The sequence below is a fragment of the Halomonas sp. 1513 genome, assembly GCA_001971685.1.
In the GTDB taxonomy this organism is placed as follows: Bacteria; Pseudomonadota; Gammaproteobacteria; order Pseudomonadales; family Halomonadaceae; genus Franzmannia.
This window is the reverse complement of the sequence record CP019326.1, coordinates 1,292,274-1,318,939: the sequence shown is the minus strand read 5'-3', so window position 1 is coordinate 1,318,939 and position 26,666 is coordinate 1,292,274. Positions and strand designations below refer to the sequence as shown.

The following is a 26,666-nucleotide window of genomic DNA, read 5'->3' as shown; positions in this document are numbered from 1 at the left end:
CTCCTTGAGGTACAATGCTCTCATTGTACCCGTCACAAGGCCGTCATGAGCAAACGTAAGCTGACCCGCCAGCAGCGCTGGCGCATCGAGAAGATCCAGGCCGAACGCGCCAAGCGCGCCGAGCGCGTCGACGCCCGCGATGGCGAACGCCTCGAGGCCGGCGAATTCGGCCCCGAACAGCCGGGCAGAGTGACCGCCCACTTCGGCCGCAGCCTCGACGTCGAGGCCGTCGATGACAGCGGCGAGCGTCACCGCCACCGCTGCCATATGCGCGCCAACATGGATGGGCTGGTCACCGGCGACCGCGTGATATGGCGCCAGGCCAACGACGGCAGCGGCGTGGTGGTGGCCCGCGGCGAGCGCGACAGCGTCCTCGAGCGCCCCGACGCCCGCGGCCAGCTCAAGCCAGTGGCGGCCAATCTCGACCAGATCCTGATCGTGTTCGCCGCCGAACCCGAGCCCCATGCCAACCTGATCGACCGCTACCTGATCGCCGCCGAGGCCACCGGCATCGCCCCGGCCCTGGTGCTCAACAAGGTCGACCTGCTGCCGGAGCAGGGTGGCGAGCTGCGCGACCTGCTGGGCCGCTACGAGGCGCTGGGCTACCCGGTGGTGCTGGCCAGCGCCAAGCGCGAGGGCGGGCTCGACGCCCTGCACCAGCGCCTGACCGGCCGCACCTCGGTGTTCGTCGGCCAGAGCGGGGTCGGCAAGTCGTCGCTGATCGACTGCCTGCTGCCCGATCATGCGCTGCGCATCGGCGCGCTCTCCGAGGACTCGCGCAAGGGCACTCACACCACCACCACGGCGATGCTCTACCACCTACCCGCCGGCGGCGAGCTGATCGACTCGCCGGGCATCCGTGAGTTCGGCCTCATTCACCTCGACGCCGAGCAGGTCGCCGAGGGCTTCATCGAGTTCCGCGACTATCTCGGTCGCTGCCGCTTTCGCGACTGTCGCCACCGCGAGGAGCCCGGCTGCGCGCTGCTGGCCGCCGTCGCCCGCGGCGACATCCATCCGCAGCGGTTTGCCAGCTATCGTCGTATCCTCGCCTCGCTGGAGGCGGACGGCGACTGAGGCCGCTCGCCGCGCGCGGTGGGAGTATGCCATCATCGCCCCAACGTCATTGCAGACCGCAAGGAGTCACCCATGAGCTCTGAAGCCAACCTCCTGCCGTTGATCGTCGAGCCGGACCAGCTGGCCGAGCACCTCGAGGCCCCTGAGTTGCTGATCATCGACGTACCGCTCAAGGCCGAAAGCTACGCCGAGGGTCACGTGCCCGGCGCGCTGTTCCTCGACCACCGCCGGCTGGTGCGCGGCAGCGGCGAGGTGCCCAACGATGTGCCCGACGTCGCGGCGCTCTCAGCGCTGTTCGCGTCGCTGGGGCTGACCCGCGACAGCCACGTGGTGGCCTACGACGACGAGGGCGGCGGCTGGGCCGGGCGCCTGCTGTGGACCCTGGAGCTGATCGGCCATACCCGCTACTCCTACCTCAACGGCGGCATCCACGCCTGGCGCCAGGAGGGGCTCGAAGTATCGCAGCAGGCCAGCGAGCCGACGCCCAGCGACTACCAGGCGGAGATCCTCAACCCCGAGGTCAATATCGACGTCGAGGGAATCAAGGAGCGCATCGGTGATCGCCAGTTCGCGGTATGGGACGCCCGCTCCCCCGAGGAGTACGCCGGTGAGAAGGGCCACAACAAACACCTCGGCCATATCCCCGGCGCGGTGAACATGGAGTGGACTCGCGCCATGGACGCCGAGCGCGGCCTGCGCATCCGCGACTACGCCGAGCTGATCACCGAACTCGAGGCGCTGGGCCTGACCCCCGACAAGGAAGTGATCACTCACTGTCAGGGCCACCATCGCAGCGGCCTGACCTGGCTGGTGGGCAAGGCGCTGGGCTTCGAGAAGATACGCGCCTACGCCGGCTCCTGGAAGGAGTGGGGCAACCGCGACGATACGCCGATAGAGAAGTGAGCGGGAAGCGGCTATCTCCCAGCGTCAAGATCGATACCACCACCTCTACTCCGAAGCCTTTAAGAGAGCCATCTCCACGTGTCCCTAGCCAAGCTGTTCGCCCTGATCCAGTACCCGCTGCCCCACCACCTGATCTCGCGACTGGTGGGCAAGCTCGCCGAGACGCGCATCGGCTGGCTCAAGAACCTGCTGATCAAGGCCTTTATCCGTCGCTTCAAGGTCGACATGAGCCAGGCCGCCGAGCCTGACCCCACCGCCTACGCCTGCTTCAACGCCTTTTTTACCCGCGCCCTCAAGGCCGACGCCCGCCCGCTCAGTGAAGGGCTGCTGTGCCCCGCCGACGGTACCCTGTCGCAGTTCGGCGTGACCCGCCACGGTACCCTGGTGCAGGCCAAGGGCCAGGCCTATTCGGTCACCAGCCTGCTGGGGGGCGACATGCAGCGCGCCGAGCCCTTCCGCCAGGGCAGCTTCGCCACCGTCTACCTCTCCCCCCGCGACTACCACCGCGTGCACATGCCGCTGACCGGCACCCTGCGCGAGATGATCTACGTGCCGGGGCGGATCTTTTCCGTCAACCAGGCCACCGCCGACCACGTGCCGGCGCTGTTCGCCCGCAACGAGCGGCTGGTATGCATCTTCGATACCGAGCGCGGTCCCATGGCCATGGTGCTGGTGGGGGCGATGATCGTCGCCGGCATCGAGACGGTGTGGGCCGGCCAGGTCACGCCGCTGGGCAACGAGGTGCAGTCGATCCGCTTCGACGCTCCCATCACCCTCGAGCGCGGCGCCGAGATGGGCCGCTTCAAGCTCGGCTCCACGGTGGTGATGTGCTTCGCGGAGGAGATGCCCTTCGATGAGGACGCCCTCGCGTTTGGAGATACGGTGCGCATGGGGCAGTCGCTGGGCGCGCTTACCACCCCATAGCGAAGGGCGCCGGGGATAGGTCGAAACGGGGGTCTTCTTCCAGGGAAGGAAGAAGTAGCGCCCAGGGAAGGGTTCACAGCGCCCCCGTGTAGGCCTGTCGACGGATCAGCCCCGAGCGGTGAAAGTCGCTTAACGCTTAACTACCGCTTTAACATCGTGAAGTGGCAAAGGCCATGACCTCCGCCACGCTCTGCTTGCCCAGCGCCAGCTGCAGCAGCCGATCGAGACCCAGCGCCACGCCACAGGCCGGCGGCATGCCCGCCGCCAGCGCCGCCAACAGCCGCTCGTCGATATCGACCTCGGGGCGTCCCAGCGCGCGGCGCTGGGCATTGTCGGCGTTAAAGCGGGCGCGCTGCTCAGCGGTGTCGGTGAGTTCGTCGTAGCCGTTGGCGAGCTCCAGCCCGGCCAGATAGATCTCGAAGCGTGCCGCCACCCACTCGCCGTCCTCAGGGTCGCGGTGTCGCCGCGCAAGTGCCGCCTGGCTAGCCGGATAGTCGACCACCACGTCGACGCCATCGACGCCCAGGCTCGGCTCGATCACCAGGCTCATCAGCAGATCGAGGCAGTCGTCGCGGGGGCTACCGGCCATATCCAACCCGCCATGCTTGGAGGCTAGCCGCTGCAGTTCATCCAGCGCCACGCTAAACGGGTCAATCTCGAGTGCCTCGCGAAACAGCTCACGATAGCGGCGCTGGCGCAGCGGTCCGGGGTCCTGGGGCAGCAGGTGGCGGATCAGGGCATCGCACTCGCGGATCAGCTCGCCCAGCGAGAAACCCGGGCGGTACCACTCGAGCATGGTGAATTCGATATTGTGGCGCCGCCCCACCTCGCCGTCGCGGAAGCTGCGCGCCAGCTGAAAGATAGGCCCTGAGCCTGCGGCCAGCAGCCGCTTCATATGGAATTCCGGCGAGGTCTGCAGCCACAGCCTCTCGCGGCCGTCCGGAGTGGTCGCCTGGGTCGACAGCGAGGCCAGGTGCACGTCGCTGCTGCCGCCGTGGCCCAGCGCCGGGGTCTCCACCTCGAGCACATCGCGCTCGGCGAAGAACGCCCGTAGCGCGCCGATCAGCCGGGCGCGCTCGCGCAGCGTCGTAATCTCCGCCGTTGGTCGCCAGTCGGTCGCCATAACGATGTCCTCAAGAAACGGCGAAGGCCACGCCGAGAAACAGCATGGCCTTCGTGGGGAAAGTACGAAACCGCGGCTTGTCAGGCCCTAGAAACGTACTCGCCGGAGCGGGTATCGATCTTGAGTACTTCGCCCTGGTTGATAAACAGCGGCACGCGCACCACGGCACCCGACGAAAGTGTGGCCGGCTTGGAGCCGCCCTGGGCGGTGTCGCCCTTGAGGCCGGGGTCGGTCTCGACGACTTCCAGCTCGATGAAGTTGGGCGGGTTGACGTTGATCACCTTGTCGTCCCACAGGGTGATGGTGTAGGCCACCTGCTCCTTGAGCCACTTCTCGGTGTCGCCCAGGGCGCGTTTCTCCGCGGCATACTGCTCGAAGGAGCCATCGGTCATCATGAAGTACCACATCTCGCCGTCTGAGTAGAGGTACTCCATCTCCAGCTCGAGGACGTCGGCACCTTCCAGCGATTCGCCGGACTTGAAGGTGCGCTCCCAGACCCGGCCGGTCATCAGGTTGCGGAGTTTGACACGACTGAAGGCCTGGCCCTTGCCCGGCTTGACGAATTCGTTCTCCACAATCGAGCAGGGGTCGCCGTCGAGCATGACCTTCAGACCGCCCTTGAATTCGTTGGTAGAATAGTTCGCCATGATGCCTCGCTGATGATGCTGACGCCGTAAACCGGTGGCCCGGCTCACGCGCAGAGAAAATGTCGACGACGAGCCTCGCCCACCGCCTTGCCATGTTGAGTGTGCCGCATGATAACCCGAAGCCCCGCCAAAGTGCAGACCGCAACCCCGCTGCTGGCCTCAGACGCCCACGACCAGGCCCGCTGGCAGCGCCAGCTGTCCCAGGCGATCCGTAGCCCTGAGGCACTCTGCCGGCGGCTGGGGCTCGACCACGCCTGGCTACCCGGCGCCGCGACCGGACATGCGCTGTTCGAGGTGTGCGTGCCCGAGGCGTATCTGGCCCGCATCGTCCCCGGCGATCCCCACGACCCGCTGCTGCGCCAGATCCTGCCGCTGGCCGCCGAAGCCGAGACCCCCGCGGGGTTCGTCAACGACCCGCTGGCCGAGGCGGCGCATACCCCGCGTCGCGGGCTGATCCACAAGTACGCCGGCCGGGTGCTGCTGATCGCCAGCCCGACCTGCGCCATCAACTGCCGCTACTGTTTTCGGCGCCACTTCCCCTACGACGCCAACGCCCCCTCGCGGGCGCAGTGGCAGGAGAGCCTCGACTACCTGCGCGACGACAGCAGCATTCACGAGGCGATCCTCTCCGGCGGCGACCCGCTGGCCGCCAGCGACCGCCAGCTCGCCTGGCTGGTGGGCGAACTCGAGGCGATCCCCCATCTCAGGCGGCTGCGCATCCACACCCGCCTGCCGGTGGTGATCCCCGAACGCATCGACGCGACCCTGATCGACTGGCTGGCCGCCACGCGGCTGCAGAAGGTGGTGGTGCTGCATATCAACCACGCCAACGAGATCGACGACGCAGTGGTGGCAGCCTGCGCGCGGCTGACGCGCGCCGGCGTCACCCTGCTCAACCAGAGCGTGCTGCTGCGCGGCGTCAACGACAGCGCCGATGCCCTGGCGGCGCTCTCCGAGCGGCTGTTCGAAGCCGGCGTGCTGCCCTACTACCTCCACGTGCTCGACCCGGTGGCGGGGGCGGCGCACTTCGACGTGTCCGACGTTGATGCCCGCGCGCTGGTCGCGGAGCTGCGCAAGGCCCTGCCGGGCTTTCTGATGCCGCGCCTGGTGCGCGAGATACCCGGCGAGGCAAGCAAGACGCCGCTATAGCGGTTCTGCATCAGGGCAATTCTCACGCCATGCACCACATCAGTGCTCGCACGGCGGTTGTTGCACCAGCAACAAACACTCACACCCACCACGGCCCGACGGCACGGGCGACCAGACACACCCAAGCTGCTGTTTAGGCAACAAGAACCCCCTAACGGGCATCCATCTTGCCTTGAACAGAGAGATACGGGGTATCGGCAGCGCATCATCGGCTGCCAGACAATTCAGGTTCCAATGGACGGCTAGGGTTCCGATCGCATCATCACTCACCCCGATGCGATGACTGGTCCGAGAGCCGTCGACCCGGCGCAACAGAGGAGATGCCCGCAGGGGCACTTTATCTCGAGGCGCAAGGTTACACGGCGGGAGAAAAGCCCGGGAGGATAAGGTGCAGCTGGATGCGCCGATGCCCCCGACATTTTCTCGAGCCCATTGGAGGCCACCATGTCTCAGCCACTGCGTCCCTTCACCGCCAAGCGACTCCCCCTCGCCGCCGCCATCACCACCGCGCTGATGGTATCCGCACTGACCGCCGCCCCGCTTCAGGCTCAAGAGCGCGACCAGTTCAGCGTCTGCTGGTCGATCTATGCCGGCTGGATGCCCTGGGGCTATGCCGACGAAGCCGGCATCGTCGATCGCTGGGCCGAGGAGTACGGTATCGAGATCGATGTCGTTCAGGTCAATGACTACGTCGAGTCGATCAACCAGTTCACCTCCGGTAACGTCGACGGCTGCGCCATGACCAACATGGACGCGCTGACCATCCCCGCTGCCAGCGGCGTCGACTCCACCGCGCTGATCGTCGGCGACTACTCCGATGGCAACGACGGCGTGGTGCTGAAGAATGCCGAGAGCCTCGAAGACATCGCCGGGCGTGACGTCAACCTGGTGCAGTTCAGCGTCTCCCACTACCTCCTGGCCCGCGCCCTCGACAGCGTAGGCATGAGCGAGCGCGACGTCTCCACCGTCAATACCGGCGACGCCGATATCGCCGGACTGTTCGCCAGCCGCGACAGTATCGATGCGGTGGTGACCTGGAACCCGCAGCTCTCCACCGTGACGGATCTGGAAGGCAGCACCCTGGCCTTCGACTCGAGCGAGATTCCCGGCGAGATCCTCGACCTGATGGTGGTCAATACCCAGACCCTGGCCGACTACCCTGAACTCGGCCACGCCCTGGTGGGCGCCTGGTACGAGACCATGGCACTGATGGCCGACGAGGATGAAGAGGCGCTGTCGCAGATGGCCGAGGCCGCCGGCACCGACCTGGAGGGCTATCGCGCCCAGCTCGACGCCACCTACCTCTATACCGACCCTGCCGAGGCCCTCGCGCTGATCGAGAGTGACGACCTGCTCGAGACCATGCAGCGGGTCGCGGAGTTCAGCTTCGAACACGGCCTGCTCGGCGACATGGCGCCCGATCCCGGCGTGGTGGGTATCGAGACCCCGCAGGGCGTGTTCGGCGACGAGGGCAACATCAAGCTGCGCTTCGACCCGAGCTTCACCCAGGCCTATATCGACGCACAACAATAAGCCAGCCGTCAGGAGCGCGTTGCCACCAACGCGCTTACCCCCTCACCTGACGTGGAGCCTTCATGAAACGCCTGATCAATCTCACTCCCTCCCGCGGCGGACGCTGGCTGCTGGGCCTGCTGCCCTTCCTGGTCGTGGCGATGGTCTACCTGAGCCTCTCCAATGCGCGGCTCGCCGATAATCCCAATGATCGGCTGCTGCCGGCCCCGGCGACCATGGCCAACACCTTCTACACCATGGCCAGCGAAGAGAATCAGCGTACCGGCCAGATCGTTCTCTGGGCGGATACCTTCGCCAGCCTCGAGCGGCTGCTGATCGGAGTCGCCATCAGTGCGCTGATCGGCCTCAGCGTGGGGCTCATCAACGGCGGCCTGCCGCTGGTCCGCGCCAAGTTCTCGCCGCTGGTGACGGTGATCTCGCTGATTCCCCCCATGGCCATCCTGCCGATCCTGTTCATCGCCTTCGGCACCGGGGAGGCCGCCAAGATCGCGCTGATCGTGATCGGGGTGACGCCCTTCCTGATTCGCGACCTCCAGGGCCACGCCCTGCGCCTGCCGGACGAACAGCTGATCAAGGCCCAGACCCTGGGCGGAAACTCCTGGCAGGTGCTGGTTCGGGTCCTCCTGCCACAGCTGACGCCGCGACTGCTCAACGCCACCCGGCTGGCGCTGGGCACGGCTTGGCTGTTCCTGATCGCCGCCGAGGCCATCGCCGCCCAGGAGGGCCTGGGCTATCGCATCTTCCTGGTGCGCCGCTACCTGTCGATGGACGTGATCCTGCCCTACGTGGCCTGGATCACCCTGCTGGCCTTCCTGCTCGACCAGCTGCTGGCGCGGACCTCGCGACTCGCCTTCCCCTGGTACCACGCCGAAGAGGGAGACAACCCATGAGCCTGCTCGAAGCCAAGCGCCTGGAGAAGCACTACGGCGACCACGTCGTGCTCGAGCGCCTCGATTTCCGCGTCGAGGCCGGCGAATTCGTCACCCTGGTGGGGGCCTCGGGGTGTGGCAAGACCACCTTCCTCAAGATGCTGCTGGGCACCGAACGCATCTCCCGCGGGTCGCTCACCCTCGACGAGCGACCGATCCCCGAAGAGCCGGGCCCGGACCGCGGCGTGGTGTTCCAGAAGTACTCGGTGTTTCCCCACCTGACCGTGCTCGGCAACGTGATGATCGCCGAGGAGCTCAACCAGTCACGCTGGCTGGGCAAGAGTTTCGGTGCCGCTCGGCGCCAGGCCCGGGACAAGGCCATGGCGCGCATCGAGGAGGTCGGCCTGGCCAATGCCCTCGGCAAGTACCCCCACGAGCTCTCCGGCGGCATGCAGCAGCGCCTGGCCATTGCCCAGGCGCTGATGATGCGTCCGCGCATCCTGCTGCTCGATGAGCCGTTCGGCGCGCTGGATCCGGGCATTCGCCAGGATATGCATGAGCTGATCCTGACGCTGTGGAAGGAGCAGCAGTTGACCATCTTCATGATCACCCACGACCTCAAGGAGGCCTTCGCGCTGGGCACCCGGCTGTGGGTGTTCGACAAGCTGCGCCACGATCCCCAGGCCCCGGAGGCGTTCGGCGCCACCATCACCTATGACCTGCCGATCGGCGAGCGCCAGCCGCCGGCGGACCTGTCGGCCCGCCTCTCCGAGCGCGGCCTCAAGACCCTGACCCAGGAGACGCTGCTATGACACGCACCGCTGAACACGGCGACGCGCTCTATACCACCCACTTGCCCGGCGGCCACCATTGGTCGCTGCGCCTGCGTCGCGGCACCACCCTGACGCTTAGCGCCAGCGCGGCAAATGCCAATGTCGGCCTGCTCTGCTACAACCCCGAGAATCTGCTCGAGCGTCTCAACCTGCCCGACACCCTGAAGTGCCAGCACACCTTCAAGCTGACCCAGGGCCACTGCCTCTACTCCGACATGGGGCGCATCTTCGCCTCGATCACCCACGACGACCTGGGCTGGCACGACAGCGTCGGCGGCAACCTGATGCGCCACCATCTGGTCGCCAAGGGCTGGCAGCCGGTGAGCTACCAGCAGGCCCACAACGACTGGACCCGCAGCGGCCACGACGCCTTTCTGGTGGAGCTGGCCAAGTACGGGCTGGGCCGCCGCGACCTGGCCGCCAACCTCAACCTCTTCTCGCGGGTGGAGAGCGACGCCAACGGCCAGCTGCGCTACGTGCCGGACCACTGCCAGGCCGGCGACAGCGTCACGCTGCGCTTCGAGATGGACACCCTGGTGCTGCTGCACACCTGCCCCCATCCGCTTGACCCCAACCCCGACTACCCGCGGCGCGGCGTGGATATCCGCCTGGGCGTCGCAGCGCCGCCGGACGCAAACGACGCCTGCTACCGCTCGCGGCCCGAGAACGCCCGCGGCTTCGAGAACAACCGCCTCTACCATCTGGGCCTCTGAGGGAGGATGCACCGCATGATCATCGTAAGCACCCTACGCCCCGACAACGCCGTGAGTCGCATCACGGTGGACGCCGGCGATCACTACATCGGCACCCTGAAGGCCGGCCAGACCCTGCGCATCCTCGATCTGGAGGGTAATCAAGCCGCCGATACCCTGTTCTACAACGCGCATGACACCAGCGAGCGCTACAGCGCCATGGACACGCTGCGCGAGCAGGGCGCGGTCTATCTCAGCGCCGGCTCGACGCTGCTCTCCAGCGAAGGCCGGCCGATGCTGACCATCACCGCCGACACCTGTGGCCGCCACGACACCCTGGGCGGCGCCTGCGCCAGCGAGAGCAATACCGTGCGCTACGACCTCGAGAAGCGACACATGCACTCGTGTCGCGACAACTGGATGCAGGCCATCGCCGACCATCCGGCGTACGGCCTGACCAAGCGCGACATCACCCACAACATCAACTTCTTCATGAACGTGCCGGTGACCGCCGAGGGCGGACTGACCTTCGAGGACGGCATCTCGGCCCCCGGCAAGTACGTGGAGATGGTCGCCGAGATGGACGTGATCGTGCTGCTCTCCAACTGCCCGCAGCTCAACAATCCCTGCAACGGCTACAACCCGACCCCCGTTGAGTTGCTGGTGTGGGACTAGGCACCTGCTGGCGCTGACCCCGGGGACGACCCCGGCGGCTATTTTCTCGGACGCGGGACGACCCGCACCGTTGACGGACAAGGCAATATGTTTAGCAAGGTTCTGATTGCCAATCGCGGCGCCATCGCCGCGCGCATCCTGCGCACCCTCAAGCGGCTCGGCGTCGGCTCGGTAGTGGTCTACGCCGAGGCCGATCGCGACGCGCCCTACGTCTACCAGGCCGATGAAGCCTACTCGCTGGGCGACGGAGCGGCCGCCGACACCTACCTGGATATCGACAAACTGATCGCCATCGCCCGCGACAGCGGTGCCCAGGCGGTGCATCCCGGCTACGGCTTCCTCTCCGAGAACACCCGCTTCATCGACGCCTGCGAGGCCGCCGGACTGGTGTTCCTCGGACCGACGGCCGAGCAGATCCGCGGCTTCGGCCTCAAGCATGAGGCCCGCCTGCTCGCCGAGCGCGCCGAGGTGCCGCTGGTACCCGGGTCCGGGCTGCTCGACGGCGCCGAGGCGGCCCTCGCCGAGGCCCAGCGCATCGGCTATCCGGTGATGCTCAAGTCCACCGCCGGCGGCGGCGGGATCGGCATGCAGGTATGCCAGGATGGCGACGAGCTGGCCCGCGCCTTCGACTCGGTGCGCGGCCTCGGCGAGCGCAACTTCGGCGACGGCGGCGTCTTCGTCGAGGCCTATATCCCCCGCGCCCGTCATCTGGAAGTCCAGCTGTTCGGCGACGGCCAGGGCCGGGTAGTGGCCCTCGGCGAGCGCGACTGCTCGACCCAGCGTCGCCACCAGAAGGTGCTCGAGGAGTGCCCCGCCCCCGACCTGCCCGACAGCGTGCGCCACGAGCTCCACGCCACCGCCGTTCGCCTCGGCGAAGCGGTGGCCTACCGCAGCGCCGGCACCGTGGAGTTTATCTACGATGCGCAGCGCCAGACCTTCTACTTCCTCGAGGTCAACACCCGGCTGCAGGTGGAGCACGGTGTTACCGAGGAGGTATGGGGCGTGGATATCGTCGAGTGGATGGTGCGCCTCGGCGCCGGCGAGCTGCCCGACCTGCTGGCGCTGAGCCGCGACCTGGCGCCCCGCGGTCACGCCGTTCAGGCGCGGCTCTACGCCGAGGACCCGCTGCACGATTTCCGCCCCAGCGCCGGCCTGCTCACCGAGGTGAGCTTCCCCAGCGGGGAGGGCCTGCGCGTAGACGCCGCCATCGAGGCGGGCCTCGAGGTCTCGGCGCTGTTCGACCCGATGCTGGCCAAGGTCATCGTCCACGCCGAGGACCGGGCGTCGGCCTGCGCGCAGTTGGCCGAGGCGCTGGATGCCGCCAGCGTCTACGGTATCGCCACCAACCGCCGCTGGCTCTCGCATGTGCTGCGCGACCCGCGCTTCCAGCGCGCCGAGATCCACACCCGCTGGCTGGCCGACCTCGACTGGGCGCCGCCGGTGATCGAAGTCCTCGCCCCAGGGACCATGACCACGATTCAGGATCATCCCGGCCGCCAGGGCCACTGGGACGTGGGCGTCCCCCCTTCGGGGCCCTTTGACGACTGGTCATTCCGGCTCGGCAACCGCCTGCTCGACAACCCCGCCGAGGCCGCCGGCCTGGAGATCACCCTTACCGGCCCCGCGCTGCGCTTTCATCGCGCCACCCAGGTGGTACTCGCCGGCGCCGAACTGCCCGCCACCCTCGACGGCGAGCCGCTGGACTTCTGGCAGGTCCTCGATATCCCCGCCGGCGCCACCCTCAAGCTCGGCAAGGCCGCCGCCGGCGCCCGCGCCTATCTGCTGGTGCGCGGCGGCATCGACTGCCCGCGCTATCTGGGCTCGCGCAGTACCTTCACCCTGGGTCAGTTCGGCGGCCACGGCGGGCGCGCCCTGCGCAGCGGCGATATGCTCGACCTGCCTGCGCTCGCCCCCACCCAGCCGCGGTGCCTGGATCGGCAACTGATACCCGCCCTGGGCAAGCAGGGGCAGACCTGGCAGATCGCCGTGCTCTACGGCCCCCACGGCGCCCCGGACTTCTTCACCGAGGGCGATATCGATGCCTTCTTCGCCCACGACTGGGAGGTCCACTACAACTCCAGCCGCACCGGGGTGCGGCTGATCGGCCCGCGCCCCGAGTGGGCCCGGGCCGACGGCGGCGAGGCGGGGTTGCACCCCTCCAACATCCACGACAACGCCTACGCCTTCGGCACCATCGATTTCACCGGCGATATGCCGGTGATCCTCGGCCCGGACGGCCCGTCGCTGGGCGGCTTCGTCTGCCCGGCCACGGTGGTCCGCGCCGAGCGCTGGAAGCTCGGCCAGCTGGCCGCAGGCGACAAGGTGCGCTTCGTGCCGGTCAGCCTGGCGACTGCGCGGGAGCTCGAGGCACGCCAACTGGCCGAACTCGAGGACTTGACGGTGCAGCCAGCCGCTGTCCTTGCCGAGCAGCGCGACACGCCGCTGCTGCGCGACGTTTCGGCCGAAGCGGCCGGTGAGCGCATCCTCTATCGCCGTGCCGGGGACGATTTCCTGCTCATCGAGTTCGGTGCCATGGAGCTGGATATCGCCCTGCGCTTTCGGGTCCATGCCTGGATGCTGTGGCTCGACGAGCACCCACTGCCAGGGCTGCGCGAGCTCACCCCCGGCATCCGCTCGCTGCAGGTGCACTACGAGCCCCGCGAGCTGGCCCTCGACGACCTGCTCACCCACCTGACCCAGGCCGAGCGCGAGCTGCGCGACGTCGAGACCCTGGAGGTCGAGTCGCGGGTCGTGCACCTGCCGCTCTCCTGGGACGATCCGGCCTGCCATGAGGCCATCGACAAGTACCAGCGCTCGGTGCGCCCGGACGCCCCCTGGTGCCCCAGCAACCTGGACTTCATCCGCCGCATCAACGGCCTGGAGAGCGAGCGTGAGGTGCGCGATATCGTCTTCGACGCCCGCTACCTGGTCATGGGACTCGGCGACGTCTATCTGGGCGCGCCGGTGGCCACCCCGCTGGACCCGCGCCAGCGCCTGGTTACCACCAAGTACAACCCGGCGCGCACCTGGACCGCCGAGAACTCGGTGGGCATCGGTGGCGCCTACCTCTGCGTCTACGGCATGGAGGGGCCCGGCGGCTACCAGTTCGTCGGCCGCACCCTGCAGATGTGGAACCGCTATCGGGCCACCGAGCATTTCGCGCAGCCCTGGCTGCTACGCTTCTTCGACCAGCTGAGCTTCTTCGAGGTCAGCCATGACGAGCTCGACCAGATCCGGCGCGACTTCCCCCACGGCCGCTATCCCCTCGAGGTCGAGACCACCCGCTTCAAGCTCGCCGACTACCAGGCCGAGCTGGAGCGCCAGGCGGCGGCCATTGCCCGCTTCCGCGAGCGCCGCGAGGCCGCCTTCCAGGCGGAGATGGCCGAATGGCGCGCCAACGGCCAGTTCACCTTCGAAGACCAGGCCCCGCAGGCGGCCGACGCCGCCGAACTCGACGAGCATGAAGTCGGCGTCGACAGCCCGGTGACCGGCAGTCTCTGGAAGCTGTTGGTCGCCGAAGGCGACCGGGTCGAGGCCGGCCAGGCCGTGGCCCTGGTAGAGTCGATGAAGATGGAAGTCGAGATCAGCGCCACCGAGGCGGGACGTGTGACGCGCATGCCCCTCAAGGAGGGGGCGTCGGTGGCCCCGGGACAGCCCATCGTGATTCTGCAACCCACAGAGGACAAGCCGGCATGACCACCGCTCTTACCATTGCCCAGCTGCATGCCGCCTATCGCCAAGGCGAGCTGACCCCCCGCGCGCTGGTCGAGCAGCTGCTCGACGCAGCCGCCGCCCGCGGCCATGATCCCGCCTGGATCAGCCGCCTCGACCGCGGGCAGCTCGAGCCCTACCTGGCGCGCCTCGAGGGGGAGTCCCCGGATAGCCTGCCGCTGTTCGGCATCCCCTTCGCCATCAAGGACAATATCGACCTGGCCGGGGTGCCGACCACGGCCGGCTGCCCGGCCTTCGCCTATACCCCCGCAGAGAGCGCCTTCGTGGTGCAGCGGCTGATCGACGCCGGCGCGATTCCGCTGGGCAAGACCAACCTCGACCAGTTCGCCACCGGCCTGGTCGGCGAGCGCGCCCCGGCGGAGTATGGGGTGCCGGCCAACGCCTTTGACGCCGACTACATTCCCGGCGGCTCCAGCAGCGGCTCGGCGGTGACCACCGCCGCCGGCCAGGTGAGCTTTGCGCTGGGCACCGATACCGCCGGCTCAGGCCGGGTGCCGGCCTGCTTCCACAACCTGTTCGGCGTCAAGCCGAGCCTCGGGCTGCTCAGCACCCGCGGCGTGGTACCGGCCTGTGCCACCCTCGACACCATCAGCCTGTTCACTCTGACCGCCGACGACGCCCAGGCGGTGCTCGACGCAACCGCGGCCTTCGATCCCCACTGCGCGTGGTCGCGTCGCCACGACTTTGCGATCCACGGTAAGGGCTACGGCCAGGCCCCGGCGCGTTTCCGTTTCGGGGTGCCATATGCGAGCCAGTGGCACACCGATGCCGCCTACAGCGTCGGCATGCACGCCGCGATTGCCCAACTGGAGGCGCTGGGCGGCGAGAAGGTCGAACTCGACTGCAGCCCGCTGCTGGCCGCGGCGCGCCTGCTCTACGAGGGGCCCTGGGTGGCCGAGCGCTACCATGCCATACGCGACCTGCTCGAGGGCCACCCCGAGGCGGTGCACCCGGTGACCCGCGAGATCACCCTGGGCGGCGCGACGCCGCTGGCGGTGGACGCCTTCGACGCCCGCTACCAGTTGGCCGAGTACCGGCGCCAGGCGGATGCGCTGATTGCCCAGGTCGATGTGATGCTCTCCCCGACTACCGTGACCCACCCCAGCAAGGCCGAGGTGGCCGCCGACCCCATCGGCGTCAACTCGCGGCTGGGCACCTGGACCAACTTCATGAACCTGCTCGACTACAGCGCGCTGGCGGTGCCGATCGGCTTCACTGACAGCGGTCTGCCCGTCGGGGTGACGCTGTTCGCTCAGGCGTTCGATGACCTGCGCCTACTCAGCCTGGGCCGCGCCCTCGAGGCCCAGCTCGACCTGCCGTTGGGCGCCACCGGCCTGGCGCGCCCGGCACTGCCGCCACTCTCCCCGGCTCGGGACGGCACCCTGGAGCTGGTAGTGTGCGGCGCGCACCTCGACGGCCTGCCGCTCAATCATCAGCTCACCGAGCGCGGCGGTGTGCTGGTCGAGGCGACCACCAGCGCCCCGCGCTACCGTCTCTATGCGCTGGCCGGCGGGCCACCGGCGCGCCCAGCGATGACCCGCGACGCCGCCAGCGGCGCCGCCATCGAGGTGGAGGTGTGGCGCCTGCCGATAGAGAGCGTGGGGAGTTTCCTCGCCCGGATTCCCGCGCCGCTGGGACTGGGCCAGGTGGAGCTCGCCAACGGCGAGTGGAAGAGTGGTTTCATCTGCAGCGCCGGGGCACTGAATGAGAGCGGCGAAGCGACCGACGTGACCGCCTATGGCGGCTGGCGCAAGTGGCTGCAGCAGCGCTAGCCGGCGTATTCGGCTAACCAAAAGGCCCCACTTCGGTGGGGCCTTTGTCGTCGTAGGGGTGCGGGGTGGCTGGAGTGCAGCTACTTCACCTCGGCCAGGCTATCGGCCGTCACGTTGGCCGCCGGCGCCTGGGTCGAGCGATGGCGATTGACGGCGCTGATCACCGCCTTCATCGAGGCGCTGGTGATGCTCTCGTCGATACCCACGCCAAACACTGCGTCCTCGCCGAGACGCACCTCGACATAGGCCACCGCCTCGGCATCCGAGCCCTGGCCCCGGGAGTGCTCGTGGTAGTCGATGATCTCGGCATCCACGCCGTGGGCGGCCAGCGCCTTGATAAAGGCCGCCAGCGGCCCGTTGCCGGCACCGGCGATGGTGTGGCGCTGGCCGTCCTGGTCGATGGCGGCTTCCAGCGTTACCTTCGGGCTGTCCGCCTCGGAGGAGAGACGATGGTTGATCAGCGCCAGCGGCGAGGTCTGATCGAGGTACTCGTCAGAGAAGGCCTGGAAGATCATCTGCGAGGTGATCTCCTTGCCGGTGCGCTCGGCGACGTCCTGTACCACGTGGCTGAACTCGATGGAGAGCCGGCGCGGCAGCTCGATGCCGTGCTCCTCCTCGAGCAGGTAGGAGACCCCGCCCTTGCCCGACTGGCTGTTGACGCGGATCACCGCCTCGTAGCTGCGGCCCACGTCGAGCGGGTCGATGGGCAGGTAAGGCACGTCCCACACCGCCTCGGGGTGGTTGCGGCGCTCGGACATGCCCTTCTTGATAGCGTCCTGGTGGGAGCCGGAGAAGGCGGTGAATACCAGGTCGCCGACGTAGGGGTGGCGCGGGTGGACCGGCAGCTGGTTGCAGTACTCCACCTCGCGCATGATCGGTGTGATGTTGGAGAAATCGAGGCCCGGGTGCACGCCCTGGGTATACAGGTTCATGGCCAGGGTCACGATATCCACGTTGCCGGTGCGCTCGCCGTTGCCGAACAGCGTGCCCTCGACGCGGTCGGCGCCGGCCATCACGGCCAGCTCGGCGGCGGCGACGCCGGTACCGCGGTCGTTGTGCGGGTGGACGCTGACGATCAGCCGGTCGCGGTGATTGACATTGCGGCAGAACCACTCGATCTGGTCGGCGTAGTTATTGGGTGTGGCAACCTCCACCGTGGCCGGCAGATTGACGATCATCGGCTTCTCGGCGGTGGCGCCATAGGTCGCCATCACCGCCTCGACGATCTCCACCGCGAAGTCCATCTCGGTGGAGGTGAACAGCTCCGGCGAGTACTGGAAGGTCCAGTTCGTCTCGGGGCGCGCCGCCATCAGGTCGCGAATCTGGGCGGTGGCATCGGTGGCGATCTTGATGCACTCGGGCTTGTCGACGTTGAACACCACGCGGCGGAACATCGGGTCGGTGGCATTGTAGACGTGCACGATGGCGTTCTTGGCGCCCTGCAGCGCCTCGAAGGTGCGCTCGATGAGATGCGGACGCGCCTGGGTCAGCACCTGGATGGTCACATCGTCCGGCACCAGGTCCTGCTCGATCAGCTCACGCACATAGTCGAAGTCGATCTGCGACGCCGACGGAAACCCGACCTCGATCTGCTTGAAGCCCAGCTCCACCAGCATCGAGAAGAAGCGCCGCTTGCGCTCCATGTCCATGGGGTCGATCAGCGCCTGGTTGCCGTCGCGCATGTCGACGCTGCACCAGATCGGCGGCGACTCGATGCGCTGGCTGGGCCACTGCCGGTCGGGCAGGTCGACGGCAACGAAGGGGCGGTACTTGACGGACGGGTCGGTGAGCATCATGGCGTGATCTCCAGGGCATGGGGGCGAGGCATCGAGAAACCAAAACGCCCCGAGCGCAGCGGGCGCGTCGGGGCGTAGACAGCAGGATCGCTGCAGCACTGGGTGGCGGCAGCGACATGACGACGAATGGCACGGCATTCGACGTATGCGGTAATGGTGGCTGCATCAGCAGTAAAGCGGTAGTGAGACATTTCGACCCTCGGCGTAGCGTGACTAGAAGATGCGATGCGCAGCATCGCCCGGCGCGATCAGCGGCCGGCTAGTAGTCGTAGGGCTAGGCGTAGGCGAAGAAATGTCGTGTTCATGACCATAGCAAATCAGTCCCGCAGCGGCTTGTCAACTGCGTGGTCACCGTCACGCTGTATCAGCAGCTGCTCCATGCGCGTCAACTGGTCACGCAGCTCGCGCACATCGCTGCGCAGGCCATGCAGCTCAGCCGCCTCTCCTTCCCCACTCTCGAGCTCCATCAGGGTATTCTCCTTCTGCATCACGTCGAGCACGATACCGATCATCATGTTGAGGAAGATGAAGGCGTTGAGAAAAATGAACGACAGGAAATAGATCCAGCTGTAGCCGTAGTGCTCCATGGTCGGATAGAGCACCGCCGTGGCCCAGCTCTCGAAGGTCGCCACCTGAAACAGCGTCAGCATCGCCAGCGAGATATTGCCCCACAGGCTCTCGTCGACGTCGTGGAACAGGAAACTGCCGATGGCGGCGTAGATGTAGAAGATGATGAACATCAACAGCGCCACATAGCCCATCCGCGGGATCGACTTGAACAGCGCCGAGACCAGCATGCGCAGCTCGGGGATCATCGATACCAGGCGCAGCACGCGGAAGATCCGCAGCAGGCGCGCCAGCAGTACCATCTCCGAATCCTCCAGCGGGATCAGGCTGGCGGTGACGATCAGGAAGTCGAAGACGTTCCAGCCTTTCTTGAAGAAGTCGCGCAGGCGCTTCTCCGCGGCCATGCGGATCAATATCTCGACCAGGAAGAAACCGGTGACCGCCATGTCGAAGACGCGCATCACCTGCTCGAAGCGGTTGGCCTCTTCATAGGTCTTGGCCCCTACCAGCAGCGCCGAGACGATGATGATGGCGATGACGCAGGTTTCAAAAATCTTGTTGCTGCGCAGGCGCTCGAAGCGCGCCTGCCAGATGCTGAAAGCTTGGCTCATGGGATGGCACCCGGGTCGCTCACTGACGCCGAAACGGCGCGACATGATAGCACAATCGCCGTTTCTGGAAGACGCCCGCAGTCAGCCTGGGGTGACCTGACTCGCCGGGCGCGGCACCACCAGCGCCTCGGGTTTGCCGAGTCGCGCCAACTGGGCATCGCGCAGTACCTCGCCGAGTTCGCTGCCCGGCTGCACGGCCCGCGGCGTGAGCTGTATCTGACGCAGCTGGCCTTGACGGTCGAGTCGCTGCACCCAACCCAGCTCGCCGCCGGCGAAACGCGCCAGACTGCCGATGGGAGTGATCCCGAAGCGGCGAATAAAGCGCTGCACCCACTGGCGGTCGAAGGCAGCGGGCTGCCCCAGCAAGTGACGATAGATCTCACTCGGGCTGCGCGCCGGACGATCCGCCCGCGGCCGTCCCATGGCGTCCGCCACATCGACCACCGCGGCCATCCTCGCCAGCGCCTCGAGCTGCTCGCCTTGGCGCCCGGCAGGGTAGCCACTGCCGTCGAGGCGCTCATTGATGCCCCACACCACGGCGTTGCACACGTCGCGGGACAGCCAGCGGCAGCCATCCAGACGCCCCTCGAGCAGGGCAACGTGCTCGCGCATGGCGTCACGCTGGGCATCGCTCAGGCCAGGCGACCGGCGCTGCGCCTGGCGCAGTTCCTGCGGCAGCAGCGCCTTGCCCAGATCGTGCAGCATGGCGCTGGCCACCAGCGCCTTGCGCACATCCCGCGGCAGGCTCTGAGCCAACGCCAGATCCGCCAGCATGATCGCCACGCCCAGGCCGTGCTGGATCAGGGGGGGGTCGTCCACCAGGCATACCCTGGCAAACAGCAGTGCTTCGCGGTCCTCCTCGTGCAACCCCAACAGCATATCGCTGTAGCGGGACAGCAGCCCGGCATCGACCGCCTGTCCTTCGATCAGCTGCAGCAGCTGGCCATCCAGGTAGGCCGCGACCTTGGCCAGCCGCCGCGCCATCGGCGTGGCGTAGTCGGCACCGTGGCTGCGCACGGCTGCCGCGGGGGGTCTGGGCGTCTGGTCGAACAGCGATGAAGGCGACAGGTCGCGATTACCGTCATGGGCATTGCGCGCCCCTTCTCGCTCGATTTCACGCACGAAGTACCAAAGCCGACGTTCAAGTTCGGCATCCACCTTGGCAAACTCGCAGCCCAGCCGCACCTGCTGCTCGCCGTCGGTCTGGATATGCCGCACATAGGCACGCGCGGTCAGCTGCTGCTGGTTGGGGAAGCGCAGCTCCAGCGCCTCGACGGACTGCCCGGGGCGCAGGCGTACCGCGCTGCTCAACGGCACTTCCAGCAGGCAGCCGCCGAGCGATAGATTCCTCAGCTGCCCGGCCAGCTGCAAGGCGTCCTGACCATCGTCGACGACCAGGGACGCCGCCACCTGCATGTCGGGTCGCAGTTCGGCGCGGAACACCTCGCGACGGTGCATGATCCACAGCTGCTCGGGATAATCACAGCGAAACTGCAGCCGACCCGGCGCCTGCTCCCAGCCTTGGAAGACCAGCGGCGGCGTGGTCAACATCGCCCCGCTGGCCTGACCCATCAGCCGCAGCGGTTTGACACCGCCGATCTCATCGGCGATCTCGCGCACTGCGCTGATATCGATCAGCAGCGAGCGCCCTTCATCCACCGCCATCAGCAGTGCCGGGATCGGTTCGCCCGCCGGCTCGCCGAAAGCCAGCGAGGCGCCGCCTGGCTCGCTGAGCCCCTCCAGCAAGCTATTGATCTCACTGGAATGCTCGACCACCAGATGGTTATCACTCGGCGCCATGCGGTCTCTCGTCTGTTGTCCTGGGTATCACCAACGCAGCGGCGCCGGTCCGATACAGGCATATCGGCCGGCGCCGCGATTACTTTAGGGTTACATTATGCGACGGCGTCAACCCACCGTGATCGGCCCGCTGAGGATGGTCAGCAGATCCTGGGCGTGCTGGGCGGCATCGTGGCCCAGGGTCGTCAGATAACCCCCGTCTTCCTGGGTCACCAGGCCCTTGTCGTATAGCCGCCGGGTCGCCGCAATGGCCTCCGGCTCGGCGCTGGAGTGCACCTTGATGCCCTCCTGGGTGGTGGACAAATTGAACAGGCTGAGGATTTTCAGTTCTTCGAGCAGTTCGGTGGTGTACGTCATGGCGGCCTCGTGTTGTGATTATCGTCCGCCGGCGCGAACGTAGGCTGGCGTCTAGGAGTGTCCGTCTTCCAGATCGATCTGTCGATAGCCGATCAGGTAGAGCACCGCATCCAGTCCCAGGGTCGAGATCGACTGACGCGCCTGGCGACGCACCAGCGGCTTGGCTCGGAAGGCAATCCCCAACCCGGCGGCGGCCAGCATCTTGAGGTCGTTGGCCCCATCGCCGACGGCGATGGTCTGCTCCATGGCCAGCCCCTCGCGGGCGGCGATCTCGCGCAGCAATAGCGCCTTGCGATCGGCGTCGAGGATCGGCTCGCGCACCTCCCCGGTGACCTTGCCATTCTCGATCAGCAATTCGTTGGCATGCACCTCGTCAAAGCCCAGCCGCTGTTGCAGGTAGTCGGCGAAGTAGGTGAAGCCGCCGGAGAGAATCGCGGTGCGGTACCCGAGCCGCTTGAGCTGGGCCATCAGCCGCTCCACGCCCTCCATCAGCGGCAGCTCGGCGGCAATCTCGGCGAGCACCGACTCGTCGAGCCCCTTGAGCTTGGCCATGCGCTCGCGAAAGCTCTGCTGGAAGTCGAGCTCGCCGCGCATGGCGCGCTCGGTGACCTCGGCAACCTCGTCGCCGACGCCGTGGCGACGCGCCAACTCGTCGATCACCTCGGTCTGGATCAGCGTCGAGTCCATGTCGAAGCACACCAGCCGGCGATGACGACGCCAGATCGAGTCCTCCTGAATGGCAATATCGACGCCGTGCATGGCCCCCAGCGCCAGGGCCTTCTCGCGCAGTGCGTCGAGGTCGATCTCCTCGCCGCGCAGCCAGCACTCGACGCAGGCGCCCCGGATGCTGTCACGCTCGCGGGGCACGCCGCCGTCCAGCGGCTCGCGGCCGGAGAGACGATGGATCAACTCCACGGTCAAGCCGTGTTCGGCGGTCAGCGCCCCGACCTCGGCGAGAATCCCCGCAGGCAGGTGCGGCGCCAGCAGCGTCAGGATCAGCCTCGGCTGGCTGGCCTCGCTGCTCCAGCGCTGGTAGTCCTCGGCTGCCACCTGGATGGCCTGCACATCCAGGCCCAGCGCGGCGCCGCTCTCGGCCAGCAGCGCCTCGAGATTGCCGTCGCGCTCGATACCCACCAGGGCTTCCAGCGAAACAATCCCGAAGGTCACGCTCTGGTTGATGTCGAGCAGTCGCGCACCGCTCTTGGCCAGCGCCTTGCCGAGGCCCGCCAGCTGCCCGGGCTGCGCGGCGCCCGTGGCACGAATCAGCAGTCGTTGGGTCATGCCGAGACCTCCAGTGCATCGACCTTCTGAAAGCCCCGCGGCAGCTTGCTGCCACGGCGGCCACGTTCACCGCGATAGTAGGCCAGATCATCGGCCTTGAGGGTCAACTTGCGCTTGCCGGCGTGGATCACCAGCGCAGCGCCTTCGCCAAGCACCACCAGGTCACGCACGAACTCCTCGCGGCGTGCGGCGCGCGCGCCGGGAATGTCGATCATCTTGTTGCCCTTGCCCTTGGCCATCTGCGGCAGGCTGTCGAGGTCGAAGACCAGCAGCCGACCTTCGTTGGAGACCGCCGCTACCAGGCCGCCCTCGGTGGCCGGCAGCAGCTGCGGCGGCAGCACATTACAGCCCTTGGGCAGGCTGAGTACCGCCTTGCCGGCCTTGTTCTTGCCGGTGAGGTCCTCCAGGCAGGCGATGAAGCCATAGCCGCCGTCGGAGGCCAGCAGGTAGCGCGTGTCGGGCGGCGCCAGCATCAGTCCTGCCATGTGCGCACCGGCCACCACGTTGACCCGGCCGGTGACCGGCTCACCCTGGCTGCGGGCGCTGGGCAGGTTGTGGGCGGCCAGGGTGTAGGCGCGGCCGGTGTCGTCGAGCAGCACCAGCGGCTGGTTGGTCTTGCCCCGCGCGGCCAGGGCGAAGCGGTCGCCGGACTTGTAGGAGAGCCCCTCCGGATCGATCTCATGGCCGCGGGCCGCTCGGATCCAGCCCTTCTCGGAGAGCACCACGGTAATCGGGTCGGCGCCCAGCAGCTCGACTTCGGAGAGCGCCTTGGCGTCCTCGCGCTCGACCAGCGGCGCGCGCCGCGCATCGCCGTGCTCGCGCCCCGCCTCGCGGATCTCCTCCTCGATCAGGTCGGTCAGGGCGGCATCGTTGCCGAGCAGTTCCTGCAGACGCTCGCGCTCGGCCAGCAGCTCGTCCTGCTCGCCGCGGATCTTGAACTCCTCGAGCTTGGCCAGGTGGCGCAGGCGCAGCTCGAGGATCGCCTCGGCCTGGCGATCGCTGAGCCCGAAGGCTTCCATCAGCGCCGGCTTGGGGGCGTCCTCCTCGCGAATGATGCGGATCACCTCGTCGATATTGAGGTAGGCGACGAGCAGGCCCTCGAGGAGGTGCAGGCGATCCTCTACCTTGCCCAGGCGGTGCTCGAGGCGGCGCCGCACCGTGCTACGCCGGAAGCGCAACCACTCGCCGAGCAGCGCGGGCAGCGCCAGCACCCGTGGCCGCCCGTCGAGGCCGATCACGTTCATGTTGACGCGAATGTTCTTCTCGAGGTCGGTGGTGGCAAACAGGTGCGCCATCAGCGATTCGATGTCGACCCGGTTGGAGCGCGGTTCGATCACCAGCCGGGTCGGCTCCTCGTGGGTCGACTCGTCGCGCAGATCGGCGACCATCGGCAGTTTCTTGGCCTGCATCTGCGCGGCGATCTGCTCCAGCACCTTGGAACCGCTGACCTGGTAGGGCAGCGCGGTGATCACGATGCTGCTCTCTTCCATCACGTAGCGGGCGCGCAGCTTGACCGAGCCGCGGCCGCTCTCGTAGAGCTTGGCCAGGTCGTCGCGGGGGGTGATGATCTCCGCCGCCGAGGGGAAGTCCGGCGCCGGCAGGTACTGCATCAGCTCGGCGGTGGTGGCCTCGGGGTGGCGCAGCAGATGGCAGGTCGCCTCGACCACCTCACTGACGTTGTGGGGCGGTATATCGGTGGCCATGCCCACCGCGATGCCAGTGCCGCCGTTGAGCAGCACGTGGGGCAAGCGCGCGGGGAGCACCACCGGCTCGTTCATGGTGCCGTCGAAGTTGGGCGTCCAATCGACGGTGCCCTGGCCGAGCTCGGCGAGCAGCACCTCGGCGAACTTCGACAGCCGCGCCTCGGTATAGCGCATGGCGGCGAACGACTTGGGATCGTCGGGGCTACCCCAGTTGCCCTGGCCGTCGACCAGCGGATAGCGATAGCTGAACGACTGGGCCATCAGCACCATCGCTTCGTAGCAGGCGCTGTCGCCGTGGGGGTGGAACTTGCCGAGCACGTCGCCGACGGTACGCGCCGACTTCTTGTACTTGGCGCTGGCGTTGAGCGAAAGCTCGCGCATGGCGTAGATGATGCGCCGCTGCACGGGCTTCATGCCGTCGCCGATATGCGGCAAGGCGCGGTCGAGAATCACGTACATCGAGTAGTCGAGGTAGGCCTTCTCGGTGTATTCGCGCAGTGAGAGACGTTCGACGTCACCCTCCGCCACGTGGATATCCATGGTCATTCGATAAGCCCCTGGTCAGGGTTCAAGAATCATCTTCTGCTCGACCCGCGGCGCTACCGGCGACAGCTCGCCAAGGAGGCGCTGTAAACCCGTCCCTGGGCGCTACCTGCGCCATCCATGGCGCAGAACCTCCTCTTTGAGCTGTCCCCGGCGCCGCTAAGTTTGGCGCTTTCAGCTCGGCGCTACACCTCGATATCGGCCAAGTTGCCGTAATCTTCGAGCCAGCTCTTGCGATCGCCCGCACGTTTCTTGGCCAGCAGCATGTCCATCATCTCCATGGTGCCGTCGCCGACCTCGCGGGTGAGCTGCACCAGGCGCCGGGTATCGCGGGCCATGGTGGTTTCGCGCAGCTGCAATGGGCTCATCTCGCCGAGGCCCTTGAAGCGCTGCACGTTGGGCGTACCGCGCTTGCCTTCGAGGCGCTTGAGGGTGGCGGTCTTCTCGCTCTCGTCGAGGGCGTAGAAGACCTCCTTGCCCAGATCGATACGGTACAGCGGCGGCATGGCGACGAACACGTGGCCGGCATCCACCAGCGCCGGGAAGTGGCGTACGAACAGTGCACACAGCAGGGTGGCGATGTGCAGCCCGTCGGAGTCGGCGTCGGCGAGGATGCAGATCTTGTGGTAGCGCAGCTTGGAAAGATCCTCGCTGACCGGATCGATGCCGATGGCCACGGCGATGTCGTGGACCTCCTGGGAGCCGTAGATATCGTGGGACTCGACCTCCCAGGTGTTGAGGATCTTGCCGCGCAGCGGCAGGATCGCCTGGGTCTCGCGGTCGCGGGCCTGCTTGGCGCTGCCGCCGGCGGAGTCGCCCTCGACCAGGAACAGCTCGCCGGCCACCGGGTCCTGGCCGGAGCAGTCGGCCAGCTTGCCGGGCAGTGCCGGGCCGGAGGTGACCTTCTTGCGCGCCACCTTCTTGGCACTCTTCTGGCGGCGCTGGGCGGCGCTGATCACCAGCTCGGCCAGCGCCTCGGCCTGATCGACGTGGTGGTTGAGCCACAGCGAGAAAGCGTCCTTGACCACCCCGGAGACGAACGCCGCCACGGTGCGCGACGACAGCCGCTCCTTGGTCTGGCCGGCGAACTGAGGATCGAGCATCTTCACCGAGAGCACGAAGGCAACCCGTTCCCAGAGGTCGTCGGCGGTCAGCTTGACGCCGCGCGGCAGCAGGCTGCGGTAGTCGCAGAACTCGCGCAGCGCCTCGAGCAGCCCCGAGCGCAGGCCGTTGACGTGGGTGCCGCCGAGCGGCGTGGGAATCAGGTTGACGTAGCTCTCGGCGAGCTGCTCGCCGCCCTCGGGGAGCCACTGGATCGCCCAGTCGACGCCCTGCTCGTCATCGCTGTAGTGGCCCACGAAGGGCGAGCTCGGCAGCACCTCATAGCCGTCGGTGGTCTGGGCGAGGTAGTCGCGCAGGCCATCCTCGTATTGCCACTCATCCTCGGCACCGTCGGCATCTACCAGGGTTACTTTGAGCCCTGGGCAGAGCACCGCCTTGGCGCGCAGCAGGTGCTTCAAGCGCGGCAGCGACAGCTTGGGGCTGTCGAAGTAGCTAACGTCGGGCCAGAAACGCACCACTGTCCCGGTAAGACGCTTGGCACAGCTGCCGATCACACTCAGCTCGGTCACCTTGTCGCCGTGCTCGAAGGCCATGAAGTGGCGACTCCCATCGCGCATCACCTCGACCTCGAGGCGCGTCGACAGCGCATTGACCACCGACACCCCGACCCCGTGCAGCCCGCCGGAAAACCGATAGCTGGTCGACGAGAACTTGCCCCCGGAGTGCAGCTTGGTGAGGATCAGCTCGATACCGGTGACGCCGTACTCAGGGTGCACGTCGATGGGCATGCCGCGCCCGTCATCGCTGACTTCGATGCCGCCGTCGTCGAGCAGCCGCACGCGGATCTCACCGGCGTGCTCGGCGAGCGCCTCGTCGACGCTATTGTCGATGACTTCCTGGGCCAGGTGGTTGGGCCGGCTGGTATCGGTATACATGCCGGGGCGCTTGCGCACCGGTTCGAGGCCTGAGAGCACCTCGATCGAACTTGCACTGTATTGCGTCATGCGTCGTCCAGGCTAT

General features: G+C 67.3%; 20 protein-coding genes. 11 read left to right on the top strand and 9 right to left on the bottom strand.

The features are described 5' to 3' along the window. Nucleotides 1–45: 45 nt before the first annotated feature. The 3 genes from BWR19_06025 to BWR19_06015 all read left to right on the top strand — a co-directional run bounded on the left by BWR19_06025 (nt 46) and on the right by BWR19_06015 (nt 2,901). Nucleotides 46–1,074: a ribosome biogenesis GTPase RsgA gene (locus BWR19_06025; GenBank protein ID APX92534.1), complete on the top strand. Its 1,029-nt coding sequence runs from the start codon at nt 46–48 to the stop codon at nt 1,072–1,074. A gap of 72 nt (nt 1,075–1,146) precedes the next feature. Further along, nucleotides 1,147–1,977, top strand: a complete 831-nt coding sequence (locus BWR19_06020) for a thiosulfate sulfurtransferase (protein ID APX92533.1) — start codon at nt 1,147–1,149, stop codon at nt 1,975–1,977. Between the two features lie 78 nt (nt 1,978–2,055). Next, nucleotides 2,056–2,901 (top strand): phosphatidylserine decarboxylase, encoded by an 846-nt coding sequence (locus tag BWR19_06015; protein ID APX92532.1) that lies wholly within the window; start codon nt 2,056–2,058, stop codon nt 2,899–2,901. A 148-nt stretch (nt 2,902–3,049) separates the two neighbouring features. Here the strand turns inward: BWR19_06015 and BWR19_06010 are convergent, their stop codons facing one another. Next, nucleotides 3,050–4,024, bottom strand: coding sequence for an elongation factor P lysine(34) lysyltransferase (locus BWR19_06010; protein APX92531.1), 975 nt, complete (start codon nt 4,022–4,024; stop codon nt 3,050–3,052). Nucleotides 4,025–4,104: 80 nt separating this feature from the next. After that, complete coding sequence (locus tag BWR19_06005) at nt 4,105–4,671, bottom strand: elongation factor P (GenBank protein ID APX92530.1); 567 nt, start codon at nt 4,669–4,671, stop codon at nt 4,105–4,107. Nucleotides 4,672–4,803: 132 nt separating this feature from the next. Between BWR19_06005 and BWR19_06000 the strand changes: the two genes are divergently transcribed. The 8 genes from BWR19_06000 to BWR19_05965 all read left to right on the top strand — a co-directional run bounded on the left by BWR19_06000 (nt 4,804) and on the right by BWR19_05965 (nt 15,926). Further along, on the top strand, nt 4,804–5,820 hold the full coding sequence (locus tag BWR19_06000; protein APX94916.1) for an EF-P beta-lysylation protein EpmB: 1,017 nt from the start codon (nt 4,804–4,806) through the stop codon (nt 5,818–5,820). A 444-nt stretch (nt 5,821–6,264) separates the two neighbouring features. Then, the gene (locus BWR19_05995) at nt 6,265–7,353 is read left to right on the top strand and encodes a lipid kinase (GenBank protein APX92529.1); all 1,089 of its coding nucleotides are present in this window, start codon (nt 6,265–6,267) and stop codon (nt 7,351–7,353) included. A gap of 62 nt (nt 7,354–7,415) precedes the next feature. Then, the gene (locus BWR19_05990; GenBank protein APX92528.1) at nt 7,416–8,243 is read left to right on the top strand and encodes a lipid kinase; all 828 of its coding nucleotides are present in this window, start codon (nt 7,416–7,418) and stop codon (nt 8,241–8,243) included. Continuing rightward, nucleotides 8,240–9,034 (top strand): lauroyl acyltransferase, encoded by a 795-nt coding sequence (locus tag BWR19_05985; GenBank protein APX92527.1) that lies wholly within the window; start codon nt 8,240–8,242, stop codon nt 9,032–9,034. Before BWR19_05990 ends, BWR19_05985 begins: the two co-directional genes overlap by 4 nt. After that, nucleotides 9,031–9,768 carry an urea carboxylase gene (locus tag BWR19_05980; protein ID APX92526.1) on the top strand — a complete coding sequence of 246 codons (738 nt, stop codon included), beginning with the start codon at nt 9,031–9,033 and terminating at the stop codon, nt 9,766–9,768. The genes BWR19_05985 and BWR19_05980 overlap by 4 nt, the downstream gene beginning before the upstream one ends. Nucleotides 9,769–9,783: 15 nt before the next feature. Beyond that, a complete protein-coding gene (locus BWR19_05975) occupies nt 9,784–10,422 on the top strand; it encodes an urea carboxylase (protein APX92525.1) in 639 nt (212 codons plus the stop codon). Between the two features lie 87 nt (nt 10,423–10,509). After that, nucleotides 10,510–14,118: an urea carboxylase gene (locus BWR19_05970; protein ID APX92524.1), complete on the top strand. Its 3,609-nt coding sequence runs from the start codon at nt 10,510–10,512 to the stop codon at nt 14,116–14,118. Further along, nucleotides 14,115–15,926: an allophanate hydrolase gene (locus tag BWR19_05965; protein ID APX92523.1), complete on the top strand. Its 1,812-nt coding sequence runs from the start codon at nt 14,115–14,117 to the stop codon at nt 15,924–15,926. The genes BWR19_05970 and BWR19_05965 overlap by 4 nt, the downstream gene beginning before the upstream one ends. A gap of 80 nt (nt 15,927–16,006) precedes the next feature. Here BWR19_05965 and BWR19_05960 read toward each other — a convergent pair whose 3' ends face one another. The 7 genes from BWR19_05960 to BWR19_05930 all read right to left on the bottom strand — a co-directional run bounded on the left by BWR19_05960 (nt 16,007) and on the right by BWR19_05930 (nt 26,650). Beyond that, entirely contained in the window at nt 16,007–17,722 is a 1,716-nt protein-coding gene (locus tag BWR19_05960; protein ID APX92522.1) for a 2-isopropylmalate synthase, read from the bottom strand. 317 nt (nt 17,723–18,039) lie between these two features. After that, on the bottom strand, nt 18,040–18,900 hold the full coding sequence (locus BWR19_05955) for a cation transporter (GenBank protein ID APX92521.1): 861 nt from the start codon (nt 18,898–18,900) through the stop codon (nt 18,040–18,042). An 81-nt stretch (nt 18,901–18,981) separates the two neighbouring features. After that, entirely contained in the window at nt 18,982–20,700 is a 1,719-nt protein-coding gene (locus BWR19_05950; protein APX92520.1) for a hypothetical protein, read from the bottom strand. 108 nt (nt 20,701–20,808) lie between these two features. Continuing rightward, nucleotides 20,809–21,057, bottom strand: a complete 249-nt coding sequence (locus tag BWR19_05945; GenBank protein APX92519.1) for a TIGR02647 family protein — start codon at nt 21,055–21,057, stop codon at nt 20,809–20,811. 51 nt (nt 21,058–21,108) lie between these two features. Then, nucleotides 21,109–22,338, bottom strand: coding sequence for a phosphoserine phosphatase SerB (locus tag BWR19_05940; protein ID APX92518.1), 1,230 nt, complete (start codon nt 22,336–22,338; stop codon nt 21,109–21,111). After that, entirely contained in the window at nt 22,335–24,587 is a 2,253-nt protein-coding gene (locus BWR19_05935; protein APX92517.1) for a DNA topoisomerase IV subunit A, read from the bottom strand. The genes BWR19_05940 and BWR19_05935 overlap by 4 nt, the downstream gene beginning before the upstream one ends. Before the next feature lie 182 nt (nt 24,588–24,769). Beyond that, nucleotides 24,770–26,650: a DNA topoisomerase IV subunit B gene (locus BWR19_05930; protein APX92516.1), complete on the bottom strand. Its 1,881-nt coding sequence runs from the start codon at nt 26,648–26,650 to the stop codon at nt 24,770–24,772. Nucleotides 26,651–26,666 lie beyond the last annotated feature (16 nt).

Coding starts and splice junctions, on each gene's coding strand:
- BWR19_06025 (APX92534.1), top strand. CDS start 46: ATGAGCAAACGTAAGCTGACCCGCCAGCAGCGCTGGCGCATCGAGAAG.
- BWR19_06020 (APX92533.1), top strand. CDS start 1,147: ATGAGCTCTGAAGCCAACCTCCTGCCGTTGATCGTCGAGCCGGACCAG.
- BWR19_06010 (APX92531.1), bottom strand. CDS start 4,024: ATGGCGACCGACTGGCGACCAACGGCGGAGATTACGACGCTGCGCGAG.
- BWR19_06005 (APX92530.1), bottom strand. CDS start 4,671: ATGGCGAACTATTCTACCAACGAATTCAAGGGCGGTCTGAAGGTCATG.
- BWR19_05995 (APX92529.1), top strand. CDS start 6,265: ATGTCTCAGCCACTGCGTCCCTTCACCGCCAAGCGACTCCCCCTCGCC.
- BWR19_05990 (APX92528.1), top strand. CDS start 7,416: ATGAAACGCCTGATCAATCTCACTCCCTCCCGCGGCGGACGCTGGCTG.
- BWR19_05985 (APX92527.1), top strand. CDS start 8,240: ATGAGCCTGCTCGAAGCCAAGCGCCTGGAGAAGCACTACGGCGACCAC.
- BWR19_05980 (APX92526.1), top strand. CDS start 9,031: ATGACACGCACCGCTGAACACGGCGACGCGCTCTATACCACCCACTTG.
- BWR19_05975 (APX92525.1), top strand. CDS start 9,784: ATGATCATCGTAAGCACCCTACGCCCCGACAACGCCGTGAGTCGCATC.
- BWR19_05970 (APX92524.1), top strand. CDS start 10,510: ATGTTTAGCAAGGTTCTGATTGCCAATCGCGGCGCCATCGCCGCGCGC.
- BWR19_05965 (APX92523.1), top strand. CDS start 14,115: ATGACCACCGCTCTTACCATTGCCCAGCTGCATGCCGCCTATCGCCAA.
- BWR19_05960 (APX92522.1), bottom strand. CDS start 17,722: ATGATGCTCACCGACCCGTCCGTCAAGTACCGCCCCTTCGTTGCCGTC.
- BWR19_05955 (APX92521.1), bottom strand. CDS start 18,900: ATGAGCCAAGCTTTCAGCATCTGGCAGGCGCGCTTCGAGCGCCTGCGC.
- BWR19_05950 (APX92520.1), bottom strand. CDS start 20,700: ATGGCGCCGAGTGATAACCATCTGGTGGTCGAGCATTCCAGTGAGATC.
- BWR19_05945 (APX92519.1), bottom strand. CDS start 21,057: ATGACGTACACCACCGAACTGCTCGAAGAACTGAAAATCCTCAGCCTG.
- BWR19_05940 (APX92518.1), bottom strand. CDS start 22,338: ATGACCCAACGACTGCTGATTCGTGCCACGGGCGCCGCGCAGCCCGGG.
- BWR19_05935 (APX92517.1), bottom strand. CDS start 24,587: ATGACCATGGATATCCACGTGGCGGAGGGTGACGTCGAACGTCTCTCA.
- BWR19_05930 (APX92516.1), bottom strand. CDS start 26,650: ATGACGCAATACAGTGCAAGTTCGATCGAGGTGCTCTCAGGCCTCGAA.